The sequence below is a fragment of the Streptomyces pactum genome (assembly GCF_016031615.1).
In the GTDB taxonomy this organism is placed as follows: Bacteria; Actinomycetota; Actinomycetes; order Streptomycetales; family Streptomycetaceae; genus Streptomyces; species Streptomyces pactus.
In genome coordinates this window covers 1095125-1113887 of sequence record NZ_JACYXC010000001.1, presented here as the reverse complement: position 1 = coordinate 1113887, position 18763 = coordinate 1095125, and the positions used below count along the sequence as shown (strand labels likewise).

Genomic DNA, 18763 nt, shown 5'->3' with positions numbered 1-18763 from the left:
GCGGGAACTGCTCTGATACGGATAGCGTCTGCACTATGTCTGATGCTGCGCAGCCATCCGCTGCCGAGGTACGTGCCGCCGCCGAGGCGGTCAAGATCGCGCTGGACCGACACCTCGACGCTGTCGAACGCCGTTCGGGCGAGGACGACCCGGCCGTCTACGCCGCGTTCAACGAGCTGGCCGCGGCGGCCGAGGCGTACGACGAGCTGCTCTACGACGCCTACGACGAGGTCACCCCCTTCGAGATCCCCGGCGACGGCATCCCCGCCTACGCCGGGCCCGACGAACCGGCCGCGCTGAGCGTGCTGATCCGCCGGGACTACGCGGTCGCCGAGCCGCAGCGCCTGCTGGCCCAGGCACAGCGGGTCGCGGACGTGGACCCCGACCTCGCGACCGGTACCGGTGGCACCCCGGGGGCGGCGAGCAGTGTGCACGCCGCGCTGGGCATGATCTTCGGCGAGTACGAGCCCGACGAGATCGCCTCCCGGCACCAGGAGTTCGGCCTGGAGGAGGGCGACTCCACGCTGTGGGTGGTGGCCGCCGACGAACTCGCCGAGCCGGGGGAGTGGCTCTCCGCGCCCTTCGATCAGACCGATCCGCAGCGGGTGGTGTGCCGCTTCGACGTGAGCGAGGTCTTCGACCACGAGCTCGACGAGGACGACGAGGAGCTGGACGAGGACGACCTCGACGAGGAGCCGGAGGACGACGGGGCCGTGCCCGGCGCCGGGGCCCTGGACGAGGACGACGACGTGGTGGACGTCGACGACGACGACCTGGAGGTGCTCGGCCCCGACCGCTGAGCGACCGGGGCCGGGCGGCCCGGTCAGCCGGCGAGCGGTCCCTGCGCCTCCAGCAGGGACCGCAGCCGGGTCGTCCGCTCCTTCGCCGGCACCTGCGCCACCGCACGCGGCAGCGCCTCCCCGGCACCGTGCACCACGGACAGGTGGCGCTCGGCGCGGCCGAACGCGGTGTACACCCAGGAACGGGTCAGACCGGCCGCCGCGTCACCGGGCAGCACCACCACGGCCGCCGGCCAGCGCTGTCCGGCCGCCTGGTGGGCGGTGATCGCCCAGCCGTGCCGCACGCCGTCCGGGACCTCCTCGCGCGGCACCACCAGCCGGGTGCCCGCGCAGTCCAGCCGCAGCCCCTCGGCGTCCGCCGACACCACGGTGCCCGGCAGCACGTGCCCGGGCGCCGGGACGTGGACCACCCGGTCCCCGGGATCGAAGCCGCCGAACCGGCCCGGCCCGGGGTTCAGCCGCTCCTTCAGCGCCCGGTTCAGCACCCGGGTGCCGGCCGCGCCGCCGTGCCCGACGGTGATCACCTGCACCTCACCGGCGGGTACCCCGATCACCCGCGGCACCGAGTCGGCCACCAGCTGCACGGTCCGGTGCACCGCCTCCCCGGCGTCCCGCACCGGCACGGTCACCACCTCCCGGCCGGGTGCGGCCACCTCGGTCAGCTCCCCGACGCCGATGCCCGACACCAGCTCCCCGATCGGCCCGGGATCGGGCGTCCGGGAGACCACCTGGGGGCAGCAGCGGGCGGCGAGCAGATCCGCGAAGACCCGGCCCGGGCCCGCCGACCACAGCACCCCCGGATCGCCGCTGAGCACCAGCCGGGCACCGTCCGGCAGCGACTCCACCAGCATCGCCGCGGTCTCCACGTCCAGCTGCGGCGCGTCCACCACCGCCACCAGGTCCACGGCGAGCGCGCCCTCGGCGTCCCGGCCCGGCCCCTGCCCGCCGGACAGCAGCCCCGCGACGGTGACGGCGGCCGGGTCCGGCAGGTCTCCGGCGGCCGGCCCGCCGTCCCCGCCGCCGGCCGACGCGGCGGCGAGCGCGGCGGCCAGCCGGCGCCGGCCGTCCTCGCTGTGCGCGGCCAGGTACGCCCGCAGCCCCATGGCCCGTGCCGCGGCCACCAGGGCGACCGGCTCCGCACGGGCCGCCTCGCCACCGCTGTGCGCCACCAGCCCGTGCCCGGCGGCGGCGCGGATCAGCTCGGCGGCGGACGGGGAGCCCGACGCGGCGGCCGCGGCCTCCCAGGCGGCGGCCTGCGCCCCGGCCGGATCCGCGCCCGCCGCGCCCTCCGGGCCGCCCCGCTCGTCCGCGCCGTCCGCCGGGACCGCCGCGGTCCCGGGGTCCACGGCGGTGTTGACCAGCCGGGCGAGGCCGTCGGCGAGGCTCTCCTCGGCCAGCGCGAACCGGTCCAGGCCGAGCAGCACCCGCACCGCGGGGGCCTCCTCGTCCGCGTCCGGGCCGGCCGGGCGGGCGCCGGGCAGACGGTCCAGGGCGTCCTGGAACACCAGCACGTCACCGGCGCCCACCGCGGCGCGCAGCGCCTCGTCGGGGTCGGGGACGGCCCGGTCGGCCAGCGCCCGGCGCACCGTGCCCGCCGGCAGCGCGGTGTGGCCCTCCAGCGCCGCCCGCGTCAGCAGCCAGCGCACCAGGGCCTGCGCCCGCCGCTCGTCACCGGGGCCGCACTCCGGGCCGAGCAGCGCCCGGGCGAAGGAGTCGGCCTGCTCGGGGCGGACCCGCGGCACCCCGAGCAGCTGCCAGGGGTCCTCCCGCAGCGCGGCGGCGGCCCGCTCCCCGAGCGCCTCGGCGACCGGCACGGCCAGCTGCTCCGGGGCGCCGCCCGCGGCGAGCACCTCCCGCACCCCGGCGGCGTCGGCGAGCGCGGCCCGGCCACCGGCCCGCCGCGCACCGGACGCCGGGGCGGCCACCGTGCCGCCGCCCGGGGCCGGCGCGGGACCGGTCGGCGCGGCACCGGCCGGCGCCGGGCCCGCGGGCGGCCGGGGCGGTGCGGCGGCGGGCCGGGCCGCAGGTGCGGCCGGGCCGGGGCCGGACCGCTCGGTGAAGAAGGAGGCCGCCGGGCGTTCGCCGCGCTCCACCGCGCGGACCGCCGCGGCCAGCGCCTCGGCGGCGGCCGAACGCCCGCCGCGGGGTGCGCCCTGCGGTGCCCCCGGACCCGCGGGCGCCCCGGCAGCGGTCCCGGACGCCGCCCCGGCGCCCTCGGCGGACGCGCCGCCGCTCCGGCTCTCCCCGGAGCCCGGCCGGGCCTCCCCGGCACCGGTCCGGGCCTCCCCGGCACCGGTCCGGGCCTCCCCGGCACCGGCCGCGGCTTGCGTGCCTGCGGTTCCGGGCTCCGTGGCGCCACCCGTGGGTTCCGGGCCGCCGGCACCCGGCCCCGCGCCGTCGCCGGGCCCGCCGGCGTCCTCCGTGTCGCTCTCCGCGCCGCCGGGTTCGTCGGCCCGCCCCGGCTCGCCCGGCTCTCCGGCGCCCCCGGCCACCGGCTCGCCGGTCTCCGGCCCGGACGCCGCGCCGCCGTCCGGGCCGGCGGCGTCCGCGCCGGACGCCGCCCCCGCCGGGGCGGGCCGCTCCTCGGCGGCGGACCCGCTGTCGTGCGCGGGCTCCTCCTCGGGGGCGGTGGCGGCCTCGCCGTCGGGGCGGTCGGTGCTCACAGGGTGCTCCAGTCCTGGTCGGGGTAGCGGTGCACGGGCGCCGACACGTCGTCCAGCGCCCGGCAGATCTCGGGGGGAAGACTAAGCGCCTCCACCGACAGCGCCGCTCTGAGCTGCTGCGCGTTGCGCGCCCCGACGATCGGGGCGGCGACTCCCGGGCGGTCCCGCACCCAGGCGAGGGCCACCTGCAGGGCGGTGGTCGCCAGACCGTCCGCGGCGGTGGTCACCGCATCCACGATCCGGCTCGCCTCCTCGTCCAGGTAGGGGGCGACGAACGGGGCCAGGTGCTCGGAGGCGCCCCGCGAGTCGGCGGGGGTGGCGTGCCGGTACTTCCCGGTCAGCACCCCGCGGCCCAGCGGCGAGGACGGCAGCAGGCCCACCCCCAGGTCGAGCGCGGCGGGCAGCACCTCCCGTTCGATCCCGCGCTGGAGCAGCGAGTACTCCATCTGGGTGCTGGCCAGCCGGGTCCGTCCGCCGGGGTCGGCGAGCTGCCAGGTCGCGGCCTTGGCGAGCTGCCAGCCGCAGAAGTTCGACACCCCGACGTAGCGCGCCCGGCCGCTGCTCACCGCGATGTCCAGGGCCTGCAGGGTCTCCTCCAGCGGCGTCATCGGGTCGAACGCGTGGACCTGCCACAGATCCACGTAGTCCGTGCCCAGCCGCTCCAGCGAGGCGTCCAGCGCTTCGAGCAGGTGGCCCCGGGAGCCGTCGAAGCGCCGGTCGGGGTCGGGCACGCTGCCCGCCTTGGTGGCGATGACCAGGTCCCGGCGCGGCACCAGGTCCTCCAGCAGCTGCCCGAGCAGATACTCGGCACCGCCGTCGGCGTAGACGTCCGCGGTGTCCACCAGGGTGCCTCCCGCGTCCCAGAACACCTTGAGCTGTTCGGCGGCGTCGTGTTCGTCGGTGTCCCGTCCCCAGGTGAGCGTGCCGAGCCCGATCCGGGACACGCGCAGACCGGTGCGGCCGAGGTGCCTTAGCTCCATGGACGTCGAGATTACTGGGGCGGCCGATCACCCGTGCCGCCCTGTGGACAACGTGGCACTGCCGTACCGGTGCGAGGCGCGCTAGAGTCCCCCGAAAGGGACGTTACTCATCGGTAAGGGGAGTTCATGAAGCTCGGGATCAACCTGGGGTACTGGGGCGCCGGGATGGACGCGGACAACCTCGCGGTGGCCCGGGAGGCCGACCGCCTCGGCTACTCGGTCTGCTGGGCCGCCGAGGCGTACGGCTCCGACGCGCCCACCGTGCTCTCCTGGGTGGCGGCCCAGACCGAACGGATCGACGTGGGCTCGGCCATCTTCCAGATCCCCGCCCGCACCCCCGCGATGACCGCGATGACCGCCGCCACCCTGGACTCGCTCTCCGGCGGCCGGTTCCGGCTCGGCCTGGGCGTCTCCGGCCCGCAGGTCTCCGAGGGCTGGTACGGGGTGAAGTTCGACAAGCCGCTCGCCCGCACCCGCGAGTACGTCGAGATCGTCCGCAAGGCGATGTCCCGCGAGCGGCTGTCCTACGAGGGCGAGCACTGGACGCTGCCGCTGCCCGGCGGCCCCGGCAAGGCCCTCAAGCTCACCGTGCACCCCGAGCGCGAGCACATCCCGCTGTACATCGCGGCGATCGGCCCCAAGAACCTCCGGCAGACCGGTGAGATCGCCGACGGCGCGCTGCTGATCTTCCCGTCCGCCGAGCACCTGGAGGAGACCGCCATCAGCCACCTGCGGGCCGGGCGGGAGAAGGCGGGCCTGACCATGGAGGGCTTCGACGTCTGCCCGACCGTGCCGCTCGCCCTCGGCGAGGACAAGGACGTCAGCGCGCTCGCCGACACCTTCCGCCCGTACACCGCCCTGTACGTGGGCGGCATGGGCAGCCGCAAGCAGAACTTCTACAACCAGCTCGCCCGGCGCATGGGGTACGAGAAGGAGGCCACCGAGATCCAGGACAAGTACCTGGCCGGCGACAAGGACGGCGCCGCCGCGGCCATCCCGGAGAAGCTGATCGACTCCACCACCCTGCTGGGCTCGGTGGACCGGATAGCGGACGGCATGCGGCGCTATGCGGAGGCCGGCGTCACCACCCTCACCCTCGCCCCGGCGGGCTTCACCCTCGACGAGCGGGTCGCCGCCCTGCGCGCGGGCACCGAGGCGCTGGAGCGGGCCGGCCTCGCCTGACGGCGCCAGGCGCCACGCCGCGCGGCCGTGGTGGGGGCTCGGGGGCTTCCCCGCCACGGCCGGCACCCGGCTCAACGCCGGGGCCCGCGGGCGGTTACGGCCCCCGCCCCCGGCCCCGCCCCCCGCTTCGCCTCGGCGTCCCGGGCCACACCGGTCACGGGCCGTACCCGGCCGGCCCGTACCGTCCCTGCCCCGGAGCCGTGGACGGGCTGCACCGGGCCCCGCACCCGGGCCCCGTCCGGTCAGTTCCGGGGGCGGTTTCCGCACCCCGCTCCACGGCGGCCCGCCACCGGGCGGCGGCCGGACGGGTGCCGGATTCCTCCGTCCGGCCCGGCCCCGCCGGTCAGCTGTTGCCCCGCCACCGCACCGGACGTTCACTGGGTTCCTGCGCGGATGTCGCACGGAGGTGGCTGATGCTCACGGCGAAAAGCGTGTTCACCGAGATACTCGACGACGACCGGTCCTTCCAGCTCTTCTGCTCCATCGCGGCGAGCGGTGAGGCGCAGGGCGGCTGGGAGAACGGCCGGATCGCCGCCCTGGTACCGCCGGGCGCCCGGCACCTCGCCCCGAAGATCGCGCGCCACGGCGCGGACGAGGACAAGCACGGACGCATCTTCAACGCGCTGCTGCGCAAGCGCGGACTGGAGCCGGTCGAGGTGCCGCCGGAGGCCGACTACACCATGCTGCTGGAGGCCCGCGGCATCGGGCTGGCCCACGACAAGCTGCGCCGGGACGAGCCGCTGACCGAGCGGGACATCATCGTCTACCTGGCGCACAGCCGGGTCACCGAGGAGCGCGCGTCGGCCCAGATGCGGATGCTGCGCAAGTACTTCGGCGACCACCCGGACATCGGCCGGGCGGTCCGGATGATCTCCGACGACGAGGACAACCACCTCGCCTACTGCCACGAGGAGCTGCTGCGGCTGGCCGCCGCCGGGCACGGCAGGCTCATCCAGGCCACCCTCCGGGAGAGCGCGCTCGCCGAGACCGTGGTCTACCGGGATGTCGGCCTCGCCGTGATGCGCCGCATGGGCGACCTCCTGGGCTGGCCGCGCGCCAAGTCCGCGGTGCTCGCGGCCGGCGTCCACGCCCTGTACGCCGCCGAGCGCCTCGGCGGCTGGCGCCGGATGGTGACGCTGCGGATGCCGGAGCGGCGCGACGCGCTGGGCACGGCCCCCACCACCGAGCCCGAATTCGCCTGACGGCCGCACCACCGGGCGGGGCGGCACACGGCGGCGGAGCCACGTGCGCCCGCGGCCGGTCGCCCCCGGGTCGGCGTCCGCCGGTCACCTTCCGGGACGGCCCGGGCCGGTCACCCCCGGGCGGCCCGCGTCGGTCGCCGCCGGGTGCGGGCGCCCGGTCACAGCCAGCCGCGGCGGCGGAAGAACCGGTACAGCGCGAAGACCGTCCCGACCATCACCGCCACCGCCACCGGATAGCCCCAGGACTGCCGCAGCTCCGGCATGTGGGAGAAGTTCATGCCGTAGACACCGGCGACCATGGTGGGGACGGCGACCATCGCCGCCCACGCCGAGATCTTCCGCATGTCGTCGTTCTGCCGTACGCCCATCTGCGCCAGATGGGCCGCCAGCACGTCCGAGAGCAGCCGGTCGAGCGCGTCGGTCTGCTCCTCGACCCGGGCCAGGTGGTCGCCGACGTCCCGGAAGAACGGCTGTGAGCCGGCGTGCACGAACGGCACCCCGGCCCCCGCCAGCCGGTTCACCGGCTCCACCAGCGGCCCGGCGGCCCGGCGGAACTCCAGCAGCCGGCGCTTGAAGGCGTAGATCCGGCGGGCGGTCCGCCCCGAGGTCCCCCGGTCCGGGCTGAAGACCTCCGTCTCCAGTGCCTCCATGTCCGTCCGCAGGTCCTCGGCCACCTCCAGGTACCGGTCCACCACCGTGTCGGTCACGGCGTACACCACCGCGGTCGGCCCCTGCCGCAGCACCTCGGGGGTCTGCTCCAGCCGGTCCCGTACGGTTCCCAGCGGGTCGGCGGTACCGTGCCGGACGGTCACCACGAACGCCTCGCCCACGAAGACCATCAGCTCACCGGTGGTGACGGTGCCGTCGCGCTCCTCGTACCGCACCGGCTTCAGCACCAGGAACAGGGAGTCCTCGTACACCTCCAGCTTGGGGCGCTGGTGGGCCTTGAGGGCGTCCTCCACGGCCAGCGGGTGGAGCCCGAACTCCTCGGCCACCCGCCCGAACTCCTCCTCGGCCGGCTCGTGGAGCCCGATCCACACGAAGGCGTCGCCCGCCCCCCGGGCCTCCCGCAGCACGCCGGAGAGATCGGCCGGGCAGTCCGTCCGCCGCCCGTCCCGGTACACGGCGCAGTCCACGATCACGTCGCGCATTCTGCCGCTCCTCGCCCCGGAGCGCACCCGGGGACCGCGCCGCGGGGTGTCCCCGTCCGCCCGGCACCGTGGGGCGCACCGGAGCATCACCCGGTGTCACCGGCATCCACCGGCGCGCGGTGCCCCGACGGGCGCCCCCGGGGCGACGGTTCCGGAGAAGCCGGGCCCGAGGCGTGCCGGCGGGGCCGGGCGCGGCGGTGCGGCCGGCGGGCGCGAGCCCTCCCGGGGGAGGGGGGTGGTGAGGCCGGCCGGCGCGGGGGCCGTCACGGGGAGAGGGGCGGTGCGGCCGGCGGGCGCGGAGGTCCCGCGGGCAGGGCAGGCCAGGACGGTACGGCCGGGGCCGGCGGCGGGGCGCCCGCCCACCGGCCGGCCCGGTGGGCGGGCGCCCGCGCACACCCCTGGACCCCGAGTGCGCCGGGGGCCGTAGGGTGGCGGCATGCCCACGCTGATCCTCGTCCGGCACGGCCGGTCCACCGCCAACACCGCCGGGGTGCTGGCGGGCCGGGCCCCCGGTGTCGCCCTCGACGAGCGCGGTGCCCGGCAGGCCGCCGCGCTGCCGGCCAGACTCGCCGGCATCCCGGTCGCCACCGTGGTGTCCTCCCCGCTCCAGCGCTGCCGGGAGACCGTGGCCCCGCTGCTCGCCGCGCGCCCCGGACTGCCGTCGCACACCGAGGAGCGCATCCAGGAGTGCGACTACGGCGACTGGTCGGGACGGAAGCTGTCGGAGCTGTCCGACGAGCCGCTGATGGCCGTGGTGCAGCAGCACCCGTCGGCGGTCACCTTCCCCGGCGGCGAGTCGATGCGGGGGATGCAGGCCCGGGCGGTGGACGCGGTCCGGGACTGGAACGACCGGATCGAGGCCGCGTACGGCACCGACGCCGTCTACCTGATGTGCTCGCACGGCGACATCATCAAGTCGCTCGTCGCGGACGCGCTCGGCCTCCACCTCGACCTGTTCCAGCGGATCACGGTCGCCCCCTGCTCGGTGACGGCGATCCGTTACACCGCGGTACGGCCCGTGCTGCTGCGCCTCGGCGACACCGGTGAACTCGGTGCCCTGGCGCCGCGCGAGGACCGCGCCGCCGACGCGAGCCCGGACACGGCCGTGGGGGGCGGCGCGGGCGCGCCGTGATCCGTGCGCGCAGTAGGGTGGTGCCGCGGCGCCGTCCCGCCGCGTGCCACGCTAACGATCTTCAGCGGTCGTAGCTCCACCACCTCAGACCACAGGGAGCAGGACGTTGACCCGTCAGGTGTTCCTCTACGACCCGCCGGACCGGTTCGTCGCCGGTACGGTCGGGCTGCCTGGCCGCCGTACCTTTTTCCTGCAGGCTTCGGCGGGCGGCCGGGTGACCAGTGTCGCCTTGGAGAAGACCCAGGTCGCGGCGCTCGCCGAGCGGATCGACGAGCTGCTGGACGAGGTCGTGCGGCGTACCGGCGGCAGCGCGGCGGTGCCCGCCGTGGCCCCCACCGAGCTGACCGACACCGCCCCGCTGGAGACGCCGGTGGAGGAGGAGTTCCGGGTCGGCACCATGGCGCTCGCCTGGGACGGTGACGAGCAGCGGATGGTCGTCGAGGCCCAGGCCCTGGTCGAGCTGGACGCGGACTCCGAGGAGGACCTCGCCGAGGCCGAGGAGCGGCTGCTCCAGGACGAGCTGAACGGCCCGCCGATGCTGCGGGTGCGGCTCACCGGCACCCAGGCCCGCGCCTTCGCCAAACGCGCCCTGGAGGTCGTCAACGCCGGACGCCCGCCGTGCCCGCTGTGCAGTCTTCCGCTCGACCCGGAGGGACACGTATGTCCGCGCCAGAACGGATACCGTCGCGGGGCGTGACGCCCGCCGGCCCCGGCGACGGACCGCCGGAGCCGGTGGAACTGCTGGCGCGGGGCGAGCTGACCGTCCGCGGGCAGGTGCGCGAGGCGTCCAACGCGGTGCTGTTCTGCACCGTGGAGTACCGCGGGCACCGGGCCGACTGCGTCTACAAGCCGGTCGCCGGGGAGCGCCCGCTGTGGGACTTCCCGCACGGCACCCTCGCCCAGCGCGAGGTCGCCGCGTACGAGGTCTCCGAGGCCACCGGCTGGGGGCTGATCCCGCCCACCGTGCTCCGCGACGGCCCGTACGGGCCGGGCATGTGCCAGCTGTGGATCGAGGCGTCCACCGACGGCGACGCCCCCGAGCTGCTGGCACTGGTGGACGGCGAGAGTCCGGAGGCCGGGTGGAAGGCGGTCGGCCTCGCGGAGGTGGGGCCCGGGCGCACCGCCCTGCTGGTGCACGCCGACGACACCACCCTGCGGCGGCTCGCGGTGCTCGACGCGGTGATCAACAACGGTGACCGCAAGGGCGGGCACCTGCTGCCCACCGCCGACGGCCGGGTCTGGGCCATCGACCACGGGGTCACCTTCAACGCCGATGACAAGCTCCGCACCCTGCTGTGGGGGTGGGCCGGCGAGCCGCTGACCGAGGAGGCGCTGGCCGTGCTGCGGCGGCTGTCGGAGGAGCTGGCCGAGGGCCGGCCGCTCGCCACCCGGCTGGCCGAACTGATCACCCCGGCCGAGACCGAGGCGCTGCGGGCCCGGGTGGAGTCGCTGCTGGCCACCGGCCGGCACCCGGAGCCCGGCGGGGAGTGGCCCGCGATCCCCTGGCCCCCGGTCTGAGCGGTCCGGGGGGAAGCGGCAGCACACCCGGCCGGGAGGTCGTGCCGGGCCGGCCGTCCGCGCGGTTTCGTGCCGCGTCCGGCCGCCGGCGCCGGCCGGGGCGGGCGCGGGGGAGCGGGCGGCGGGGATACCGGGAGTCCCCGGCGGACCGGCGGATCGACCCGGTGCGACCCCGACGGTCCCGAGCGACCCGGTATGTCCCCGGAAGGCCCTGGGTCCACACCGCCGCCGTGCCACGGTTTCCGGTGGAGAGCGGCGTATCGGCGACTTTTTCGGACACCTTGGGGTGGCTGGAAATGCGTGAACGGGATCGGTGATGGTCGGGTGATATACGCCCGCTTCACTCCGTCTTGTCGAGGTCTGGGGCGTCATGCGGAGGCATACGGTCCGGTGAAGCACACGGCAGGCCGATGTACAAGGGCGCTTCTTCGGTCAACAGTGCAGATCCGGTTCGTATCCGGAAGCCGCATCCGGTTACGCTCATGACATGTATGCCTGGCCCGCTTCTGAGGTACCCGCCCTGCCCGGCAGAGGCCGCGACCTGAGGATCCACGACACCGCGACCGGGGGTCCGATCACCCTCGACCCCGGCCCCGTCGCCCGCATCTACGTCTGCGGGATCACCCCGTACGACGCCACCCACCTGGGACATGCGGCGACCTACAACGCGTTCGACCTGGTACAGCGCGTGTGGCTCGACACCAAGCGGCAGGTTCACTACGTCCAGAACGTGACCGACATCGACGATCCCCTGCTGGAGCGGGCGACGGCGACCGGCATGGACTGGGCCGAGCTCGCCCAGCGGGAGACGGCCCTGTTCCGCGAGGACATGACCGCGCTGCGGATGCTGCCCCCCGCCCAGTACATCGGCGCGGTGGAGGCGATACCGGGCATCGTGCCGCTGGTGGAGCGGCTGCGGGACGCCGGCGCCGCCTATGAACTCGACGGCGACATCTACTTCTCGGTGGAGTCCGACCCGGCCTTCGGCGGGGTGTCCGGCCTGGACGCCGAGGCCATGCGCCGGCTCTCCGCCGAGCGGGGCGGCGACCCGGACCGGCCCGGCAAGAAGAACCCGCTCGACCCGCTGCTGTGGCAGGCGGCCCGGCCGGGCGAGCCCAGCTGGGACGGCGCCTCGCTCGGGCCCGGGCGCCCCGGCTGGCACATCGAGTGCGTCGCCATCGCCCTGGACCACCTGGGGATGGGCTTCGACGTGCAGGGCGGCGGGTCCGACCTCGCCTTCCCGCACCACGAGATGGGCGCCTCGCACGCTCAGGCGCTCACCGGCGAGCAGCCCTTCGCCAAGACCTACGTCCACGCCGGCCTGGTGGCCCTGCACGGCGAGAAGATGTCGAAGTCCAAGGGCAACCTGGTCTTCGTCTCCACGCTGCGCCGGGACGGGGTGGACCCGGCGGCGATCCGGCTCGCCCTGCTGGCGCACCACTACCGGTCCGACTGGGAGTGGACGGACGCGGTGCTGAGCGAGGCGCAGGAGCGGCTGGCGCGGTGGCGCGCGGCGGTCTCCCGGCCCGACGGGCCGTCCGCCGACGCGCTGCTGGAGCAGGTGCGGGAGGCGCTCGCCGACGACCTCGACACCCCGGCCGCGCTCGCCGCGGTGGACCGCTGGGCGGCCGCGCAGGCGGCGGACGGCGGCACCGACACCGGCGCCCCGGGGCTGGTCTCCCGGACCGTCGACGCCCTGCTGGGCGTGGCGCTGTAGCCGGGGAGCCGGCTCCTTCCACCGGACCTCACGTGGCGCGGGCCCCGGCCCGCGCCACGTGGCGTTCCCGCGACGGGTGCGCACCGCCCGTACCGGGGGTGCGCCCGCGGCGCCCGGCCCGCCGCCGGAACCGGCCGCCCGGGGCGGTCCGGTCCGAACAGCGGCGGCCTCAGCCCGTCACGGCGGCGGGTCCGGCGCGCGGCGGCCTCAGCCCGTCACGGCGGTGCGGCGGCGGTCCCGCGGGCGGGTGACGCCGGGCCGCTCAGCCCTGTTCGCCGGGGGCGTCGGAGCGGTCCGGGCCGTCCGCCGGGGCCGTGGGCCCGTCTGCCTCATCGTTTCTCCCGGTGCCGCCCGGGGACGTCCCGCCGGTCTCCGGGGTCCCGCCGGTCTCCGAGGCACCACCGGTCTCCGGGGTCCCGGCACCCTCCGGGGTGCCGCCGGTCTCGTCGCCGCGGTCGGCGGACCCGGCCCGGTCGTCGTGGTCGTGCGCCGCGCCGGGGGCCGGGGCGCCGGTGCCGGTCGCGTCCGGGCCCGCCGCCTCGTCCCGCCGCCGCTTCCCGTCCCGCGGCAGTTCCTCGTCCTGCGACCGTTCCCCGGTCTCCGGCGGAGCGTCGCCCTGCGGCCGTCCGTCGGCCGGGCCGGCGGTCCCGGCCGGGTCCTCCTTCGCCGGGGACCTGCGCGGGCGGGGCCGCCCGCCGGCGGAGTCCCGCAGGTACGTCGCCGGGTCGCGGCCGTCGGCCACCCCGCCCGGCTCGGCCGCGTGCCCGCCGGGTCCCGGCTGGCCGTCCCGGCGGCGCAGATAACGCTCGAACTCCCGGGCGATGGCCTCGCCGGACGCCTCGGGCAGCTCGGCGGTGTCCCGGGCCTCCTCCAGCGACTGCACATACTCGGCGACCTCGCTGTCCTCGGCGGCCAGCTGGTCCACCCCCAGCTGCCAGGCGCGCGCGTCCTCGGACAGCTCACCGAGCGGGATGCGCACCCCGATCAGGTCCTCCAGGCGGTTCAGCAGCGCCAGCGTCGCCTTCGGGTTGGGCGGCTGGGAGACGTAGTGCGGCACGGCGGCCCACAGGCTCACCGCCGGCACCCCGGCATGGGTGCACGCCTCCTGGAGCACGCCCACGATGCCGGTGGGCCCCTCGTAGCGGGTCTCCTCCAGATCGAGGGTGCGGGCCAGGTCGGGGTCGGAGGTGACCCCGCTGACCGGGACCGGCCGGGTGTGCGGGGTGTCGCCGAGCAGCGCACCGAGCACCACGACCATCTCCACGCCCAGCTCGTGGGCGAAGCCCAGCAGCTCGTTGCAGAACGAGCGCCACCGCATGCTCGGTTCGATCCCCCGGACCAGCACCAGGTCGCGCGGCTTGTCGCCGGTGCCGGCGCGGACCACGGACAGCCGGGTCGTCGGCCACGTGATCTTCCGGACGCCGCCGTCCAGCCACACCGTCGGCCGGTTGACCTGGAAGTCGTAGTAGTCCTCGGCGTCGAGGGCGGCGAAGACCTCGCCCTTCCACTCCCGGTCCAGGTGCCCCACCGCGGTGGAGGCCGCGTCCCCGGCGTCGTTCCAGCCCTCGAAGGCACAGATCATGACCGGGTCGATCAGCTCGGGAACCCCCTCAAGCTCGATCACCCAGCGCCTCCTTCCGACCGGGGCGGGTCGTCCGTACCGCCACCGGTTGCCGTTCCATCGCGTGCGTCCCCAGCCTACGGCTTCCGGGGTACCCCGCCGCAGCCCCTATACGGGACGGACGGCCGATTCCCGCCCCCGGTGACCGCCCGCGGCGGTAGCCGACCGGCCGTCCGCCGGGGCCCGCCGGGACCGGCCCGCCCGTCCCCGCGCCCGTCCCGCCCGGGTCCGTCCCGGGCGTCCGCTCCCGGCCCGTCCGCGCCGGTCCGCCCGGCGCCCCGCTCCGGTACGGTGACCACATGACCGGATGTCCGGCAACCGGACGTCCGGCGACCGGGTGGTCGGCAGACCGGGGAGGTCCCGCATGAGTGAGCAGCTGCGCGCCGTCGAATGGACCGGGGACGGACTGTCCCTCATCGACCAGACCCTCCTGCCGCACCGGCTGGAGCGGATGCACGTCACCGACGTGGACACCCTGGTGGACGCGGTGCGGCGGCTGGTGGTGCGCGGCGCCCCCGCGATCGGGGTCGCCGGGGCGTACGGCGTGGTCATCGCGCTCCGCCAGGCCGGGCGCGCCGGATGGGACCGGGCCGAGCTGCTGGCGGCCGTCTCCCGGATCCGCGAGGCCCGGCCCACCGCGGTCAACCTGGCCGTCTGCGTGGACCGGGTGCTGCCGCTGCTGGACCGCGGCGCCGACGCGGTGCTGGCCGAGGCCCGCGCCATCCACCGGGAGGACGAGCAGGCCAACCGCGACATGGGCGGCCACGGCGCGGACTGGCTGCTCAAGCGGCTGCCCGCCGACCGGCCGCTGCGCCTGCTCACCCACTGCAACGCGGGAGCGCTGGCCACCGCCGGCTGGGGCACCGCGCTCGGCGTCATCCGGGAGCTGCACGCCCGCGGCCGGGTGGAGCTGGTGCACGTGGACGAGACGCGACCGCTGCTCCAGGGGTCGCGGCTGACCGCCTGGGAGCTGGCGCACGACGGCATTCCGCACCGTGTCCAGGCCGACGGGGCGGCTGCCGGCACCATCCTGCGGGGCGAGGTGGACGCGGCGATCGTCGGCGCGGACCGGATCGCCGCCAACGGGGACACCGCCAACAAGGTGGGCACCGTGGCGGTCGCCCTGGCCTGCGCCCACGCGGGGGTCCCGTTCCTGGTCGCCGCGCCCACCACCACGGTGGACACGGCCACCGCCACCGGCGCCGGCATCCCCATCGAACTCCGCGGTGAGGACGAGGTGCTGGAGTGGGACGGGCGGCGCATGGCCCCGGAGGGCTCCCGGGGCCACAACCCGGCCTTCGACGTCACCCCGGGTGAGCTGGTCACCGCGCTGGTCACCGAGCGCGGGGTGCTGGAGGTCGCGGCGGGCGAACTCCCCGGCGACCGGCTGGTCTGACCGGGAAATCGTCCCCGACCCGCGGCGGCCGTGGTTCCCGGCGGTCGCGCCCGGCGGCCGGGGCCGTCCGGCGTACGGTCCGCGGCCGGTGGACCGGGCGGTGCCGGCGGCGGAGCCCGTCCCGGCCGCCGCCGGGGCCCGGCCCGCCGCACCGGTCAGGGTGTGCGACGGATCGTCACCGTGTCGAACGAAGCGGTCTGCGGGTGGTCGCCGACGCCCTCCGCGTAGTACGGCTCGCCCGGCCGGCGGACACCGAGGGTGGACCACCCGGCCGCGCGGGCGGCGTCCAGTTCGGCGCGCCGGTCGGAGAGGAACAGCAGGCTGTCCGGCTCGGCCATCAGATCGGCGCAGATGGCCCGGTAGGAGTCGGGGGACTCCTTCGGCCCGGCGTTCTCGGTGTCGTACAGGCCCTCCAGCAGCGGCAGCAGATCGCCGTCCGGGGTGGACCGGTACCAGGCGAGCTGGGCGGCCACCGACCCGGAGGAGTAGCTCAGCAGCCGCAGCCCGGCCGCGTGCCAGCGGCGCAGTGCCGGGATCACGTCCGGGAAGAAGTGCGACACCAGGTCGCCGCGGGCGAACCCCTCGGACCAGATGATGCCCTGGAGGGTCTTGAGCGGGGCGACCCTGCGGTCCTCGTCGAGCCACCGGCACAGCACGTCCTCCAGCCGGGCGCGGTCCGCCTCGGGCTCACCGATCAGCTCCCGGATCTGCCGCACCGCCCGCCGCACCTCCGGCTCGGCGGCGCGTTCGGCCAGCAGCGCCCCGAAGCGTTCCCGGGAGTACGGGTACAGCTCCGCGACGACGAACCCGGTGGCGCCGGTGGTGCCTTCGATGTCCAGGACGACCGAACCGGCGGTGAAGGCGGGAGTCACGCCGCCGCCCGTTCCACCGCGGGCGCGTCCGGGCCGGGGACGCGCACCACGGCGTCGGGACCGGATTCCGGCCAGGTGGTCAGCAGTGTCACGACGCACTCCTCAAGGCTCGGCGGGACGGGCCGCGGACGGGGGCGGCGGGCCGGTGGGCTCCGGTCCGGGCCGCGGCCGGGACCCTGCGGGACTCCGCATGGCCATGGCCACTGAGCACGGTAACCCGACGCCGCGCCGGGCGGGGCGGGGTCGGACAAGCCCGGCCGTCCCGCCGGTGGCGCCGCCGGTGCCCGTGCGGCGACACGTACCGCCTGGTCAGGGCGGGTGCGCCGACCGTCCGGGGCACCCGCCGGACCCGCCGATGTCACGCAAACTTCATACGTATTCCGGGCACTTGGTCACCGGCTGCCGGACACCCCCGGCCCCGGCCGGGGGTGACGGGCCGTCAGCGCCCGGTGCGGTCCGCCGCGGAGCCGGAGGCACCGGGGGAGCGCCGGGCCGGGGCGGACGCCGGCGTCTGGTGCGGTACGGCCCCCTCCCGCCCGTCGTACGGCGCCGGCCGGCCGGGCACCCGCCGCGCGCCGGCCCCGGCCGGTTCCCCGTTCCGGCTGTGTCCGCCGTCCGCCGCGTGCCGGCCGCCGTCCGGGCCGGGCCGGCCGCGGTCCTCCGCGTGCGGTGCCTCCCGCGCGTCGTCCGCCGTGTGCGGTGCCTCCCGCGCGTCGTCCGCCGTCTGTGGTGCCTCCCGCGCGTCGTCCGCGCCCCGCCGGTGGCCGGCCGTCCCCGGTCCGCCGGCCCGTTCGCGGACGAGCGCGGCGAGCGCCGCGCGGCGGACCACGGCGTCGGCGCGGCCGTCCCGGACCACCACGGCGGCGTGCGCGTCCCGCTCCTCCAGTGCCGCCAGGGCGTCGGCGGCCGGTTCCCCCGCGCCGAAGACCGGCGGGGGCGGGGCGAGGCGGGAACCGATCGCGTCGTCCGGCAGCGCGGTGCCGGTGTCCAGGGCGATCCGCAGGCCGCGGACGGTGACCGACCCGATCACCTCGGGAGCCATCACCACCCCGTCCTCGCGCACCCCCACCGCCGACACCAGCACCGGCAGGTCCTCGTCGGGGCGGTGCGGGCCGGGCTCGTCGAGCGTGGCCAGCGCCTGCTTGACCGTGTCCGAGGGGCGCAGCCCGGCGACCGCCGGCACCGATGCGGCGTCGCCCACCACCGGCCCGTCCCCGTCACCCTCCAGGAACCCCCAGTGCCGCAGCCAGCCGTCGTCGTGGACCTTGGACAGGTAGTTGCGGCCCGAGTCGGGGATCACCACGACCACCAGGTCGTCCGGGCCCAGCCCGGCGGCGACGCGCAGCGCCGCGGCCACCGCGGTGCCCGCCGAGGCACCGGCCAGCAACCCCTCCCGCCGGGCCAGCCGGCGGGCGGTCAGCAGTGACTCGCGGTCGCCGATCCGCTCGATCCGGTCCACGACCGCGGGCCGGTAGGACTCCGGCCAGGTGTTCTCCACCGTCTCGGGGTGGCGTACCAGCCCGATGCTCTCCACGAAGTACGGGCGCCCGTCGCCGCCGGAGTACACCGACGCCTGCGGATCGGCGCCCACCACCGTCACCCGGCCGCCGGAGACCTCCTTGAGGTACTCACCGGTGCCGGTGATGGTGCCGCCGGTGCCGATGCCGGCCACCAGATGGGTGATCCGGCCGTCGGTCTGCCGCCAGATCTCCGGACCGGTGGTCCGGCGGTGGGCCGCCGGGTTGGCCGGGTTGTCGTACTGGTTGGCGTGCCAGGCACCCGGGGTCTCGGCGGCGATGCGCCGCGCGGTGCCGAAGACGTGGCGGGGGTCCTCCCGGGGCAGGCCGCTGGGACAGAGCACCACCTCGGCGCCGTACGCCCGCAGCACCGCGACCTTCTCGGCGCTGGTCCGGTCCGGCAGGGCGAACACACAGCGGTAGCCGCGCTGCGCCGCGACCATGGCCAGACCCACCCCGGTGTTGCCCGAGGTGCCCTCCACGATGGTCCCCCCGGGCCGCAGCACCCCCGCCCTCTCGGCCGCCTCCACCATCGCCAGTGCGGCGCGGTCCTTCACGCTGCCGCCGGGACCGGCGTACTCCAGCTTGGCGTAGACCGGGGCGCGCAGTCCCGCGGTCACCCGGTTGAGGCGGACCAGCGGCGTGTTCCCGACCGCCGCGATGAGGGAGGTGTGGACATCCATACAAGGTTCCTCGCATTCCGCCGCTGACGCGGCATCGGCCGGTGTGCGGGACCGCGCGGCGCGCCGGCCGCGGGCCCGGCGGACACTCTCCCAGCCGGGACGCGAGCCGCTGTGGAGTTCCGCTGCACCGGCCGCGTCGTGCCCCGGGGCGCGCACGGGCCGCCGGCCGCGTCGTGCCCCCGGGCGGTGCGGAGGGCTGCCGGGCAAGGGCGGGGGCCTGCCGGGCGGTGCGGAGGGATGCCAGGCCAGGCGGGGTCTGCCGGGTGGTGCCGAGGGCTGCCGGGCGGCGTAGGGCGGCGCCCGGCCCGCCGGTCGCGTCGTGGCCACCG

At 76.6% G+C, this 18763-nt stretch carries 14 protein-coding genes; 8 read left to right on the top strand and 6 right to left on the bottom strand.

Features of this window, described 5'->3' with window-relative positions; genetic code table 11:
* The first annotated feature begins 35 nt into the window (after positions 1-35).
* Positions 36-800, top strand: a complete 765-nt coding sequence (locus tag IHE55_RS04435; protein WP_197987822.1) for a hypothetical protein — start codon at positions 36-38, stop codon at positions 798-800.
* Between the two features lie 23 nt (positions 801-823).
* On the opposite strand, the gene IHE55_RS04430 is transcribed toward IHE55_RS04435, so the two are convergent.
* Complete coding sequence (locus IHE55_RS04430) at positions 824-3463, bottom strand: helix-hairpin-helix domain-containing protein (RefSeq protein WP_197987821.1); 2640 nt, start codon at positions 3461-3463, stop codon at positions 824-826.
* Positions 3460-4443, bottom strand: coding sequence for an aldo/keto reductase (locus IHE55_RS04425; RefSeq protein ID WP_197987820.1), 984 nt, complete (start codon positions 4441-4443; stop codon positions 3460-3462). Before IHE55_RS04425 ends, IHE55_RS04430 begins: the two co-directional genes overlap by 4 nt.
* A 126-nt stretch (positions 4444-4569) precedes the next feature.
* Here IHE55_RS04425 and IHE55_RS04420 point away from each other — a divergent pair, with 126 nt between their 5' ends.
* Together IHE55_RS04420 and IHE55_RS04415 are read left to right on the top strand one after the other, a co-directional pair.
* Entirely contained in the window at positions 4570-5625 is a 1056-nt protein-coding gene (locus tag IHE55_RS04420) for an LLM class F420-dependent oxidoreductase (protein ID WP_197987819.1), read from the top strand.
* A gap of 413 nt (positions 5626-6038) precedes the next feature.
* The gene (locus IHE55_RS04415; RefSeq protein ID WP_197987818.1) at positions 6039-6827 is read left to right on the top strand and encodes a ferritin-like domain-containing protein; all 789 of its coding nucleotides are present in this window, start codon (positions 6039-6041) and stop codon (positions 6825-6827) included.
* Positions 6828-6985: 158 nt separating this feature from the next.
* Here IHE55_RS04415 and corA read toward each other — a convergent pair whose 3' ends face one another.
* The gene (gene corA, locus IHE55_RS04410) at positions 6986-7978 is read right to left on the bottom strand and encodes a magnesium/cobalt transporter CorA (protein ID WP_197987817.1); all 993 of its coding nucleotides are present in this window, start codon (positions 7976-7978) and stop codon (positions 6986-6988) included.
* Between the two features lie 436 nt (positions 7979-8414).
* On the opposite strand from corA, the gene IHE55_RS04405 reads away from it, so the two are divergent.
* From IHE55_RS04405 to mshC, 4 genes are all read left to right on the top strand, one after another.
* Positions 8415-9110, top strand: a complete 696-nt coding sequence (locus IHE55_RS04405; protein ID WP_197987816.1) for a histidine phosphatase family protein — start codon at positions 8415-8417, stop codon at positions 9108-9110.
* Positions 9111-9216: 106 nt separating this feature from the next.
* A complete protein-coding gene (locus IHE55_RS04400; protein WP_197987815.1) occupies positions 9217-9807 on the top strand; it encodes a DUF3090 domain-containing protein in 591 nt (196 codons plus the stop codon).
* The gene (locus tag IHE55_RS04395; protein ID WP_197987814.1) at positions 9771-10628 is read left to right on the top strand and encodes an SCO1664 family protein; all 858 of its coding nucleotides are present in this window, start codon (positions 9771-9773) and stop codon (positions 10626-10628) included. The genes IHE55_RS04400 and IHE55_RS04395 overlap by 37 nt, the downstream gene beginning before the upstream one ends.
* 487 nt (positions 10629-11115) lie before the next feature.
* On the top strand, positions 11116-12345 hold the full coding sequence (gene mshC, locus IHE55_RS04390) for a cysteine--1-D-myo-inosityl 2-amino-2-deoxy-alpha-D-glucopyranoside ligase (RefSeq protein WP_197987813.1): 1230 nt from the start codon (positions 11116-11118) through the stop codon (positions 12343-12345).
* 262 nt (positions 12346-12607) lie between these two features.
* On the opposite strand, the gene IHE55_RS04385 is transcribed toward mshC, so the two are convergent.
* Positions 12608-13969 (bottom strand): PAC2 family protein, encoded by a 1362-nt coding sequence (locus tag IHE55_RS04385; RefSeq protein WP_307826509.1) that lies wholly within the window; start codon positions 13967-13969, stop codon positions 12608-12610.
* Between the two features lie 361 nt (positions 13970-14330).
* On the opposite strand from IHE55_RS04385, the gene mtnA reads away from it, so the two are divergent.
* Positions 14331-15362 (top strand): S-methyl-5-thioribose-1-phosphate isomerase, encoded by a 1032-nt coding sequence (mtnA, locus tag IHE55_RS04380; protein WP_197987812.1) that lies wholly within the window; start codon positions 14331-14333, stop codon positions 15360-15362.
* A gap of 155 nt (positions 15363-15517) precedes the next feature.
* Here the strand turns inward: mtnA and mtnC are convergent, their stop codons facing one another.
* The gene (gene mtnC, locus IHE55_RS04375) at positions 15518-16234 is read right to left on the bottom strand and encodes an acireductone synthase (protein ID WP_197987811.1); all 717 of its coding nucleotides are present in this window, start codon (positions 16232-16234) and stop codon (positions 15518-15520) included.
* Positions 16235-16673: 439 nt separating this feature from the next.
* Positions 16674-18434 carry a pyridoxal-phosphate dependent enzyme gene (locus IHE55_RS04370; protein ID WP_197987810.1) on the bottom strand — a complete coding sequence of 587 codons (1761 nt, stop codon included), beginning with the start codon at positions 18432-18434 and terminating at the stop codon, positions 16674-16676.
* Between the last annotated feature and the right edge of the window lie 329 nt (positions 18435-18763).

What these genes read in the sequence shown, in the direction of transcription:
- IHE55_RS04435 (WP_197987822.1), top strand. Translation starts at nt 36, where the DNA reads ATGTCTGATGCTGCGCAGCCATCCGCTGCCGAGGTACGTGCCGCCGCC.
- IHE55_RS04425 (WP_197987820.1), bottom strand. Translation starts at nt 4,443, where the DNA reads ATGGAGCTAAGGCACCTCGGCCGCACCGGTCTGCGCGTGTCCCGGATC.
- IHE55_RS04420 (WP_197987819.1), top strand. Translation starts at nt 4,570, where the DNA reads ATGAAGCTCGGGATCAACCTGGGGTACTGGGGCGCCGGGATGGACGCG.
- IHE55_RS04415 (WP_197987818.1), top strand. Translation starts at nt 6,039, where the DNA reads ATGCTCACGGCGAAAAGCGTGTTCACCGAGATACTCGACGACGACCGG.
- corA (WP_197987817.1), bottom strand. Translation starts at nt 7,978, where the DNA reads ATGCGCGACGTGATCGTGGACTGCGCCGTGTACCGGGACGGGCGGCGG.
- IHE55_RS04405 (WP_197987816.1), top strand. Translation starts at nt 8,415, where the DNA reads ATGCCCACGCTGATCCTCGTCCGGCACGGCCGGTCCACCGCCAACACC.
- IHE55_RS04395 (WP_197987814.1), top strand. Translation starts at nt 9,771, where the DNA reads ATGTCCGCGCCAGAACGGATACCGTCGCGGGGCGTGACGCCCGCCGGC.
- mshC (WP_197987813.1), top strand. Translation starts at nt 11,116, where the DNA reads ATGTATGCCTGGCCCGCTTCTGAGGTACCCGCCCTGCCCGGCAGAGGC.
- mtnA (WP_197987812.1), top strand. Translation starts at nt 14,331, where the DNA reads ATGAGTGAGCAGCTGCGCGCCGTCGAATGGACCGGGGACGGACTGTCC.
- IHE55_RS04370 (WP_197987810.1), bottom strand. Translation starts at nt 18,434, where the DNA reads ATGGATGTCCACACCTCCCTCATCGCGGCGGTCGGGAACACGCCGCTG.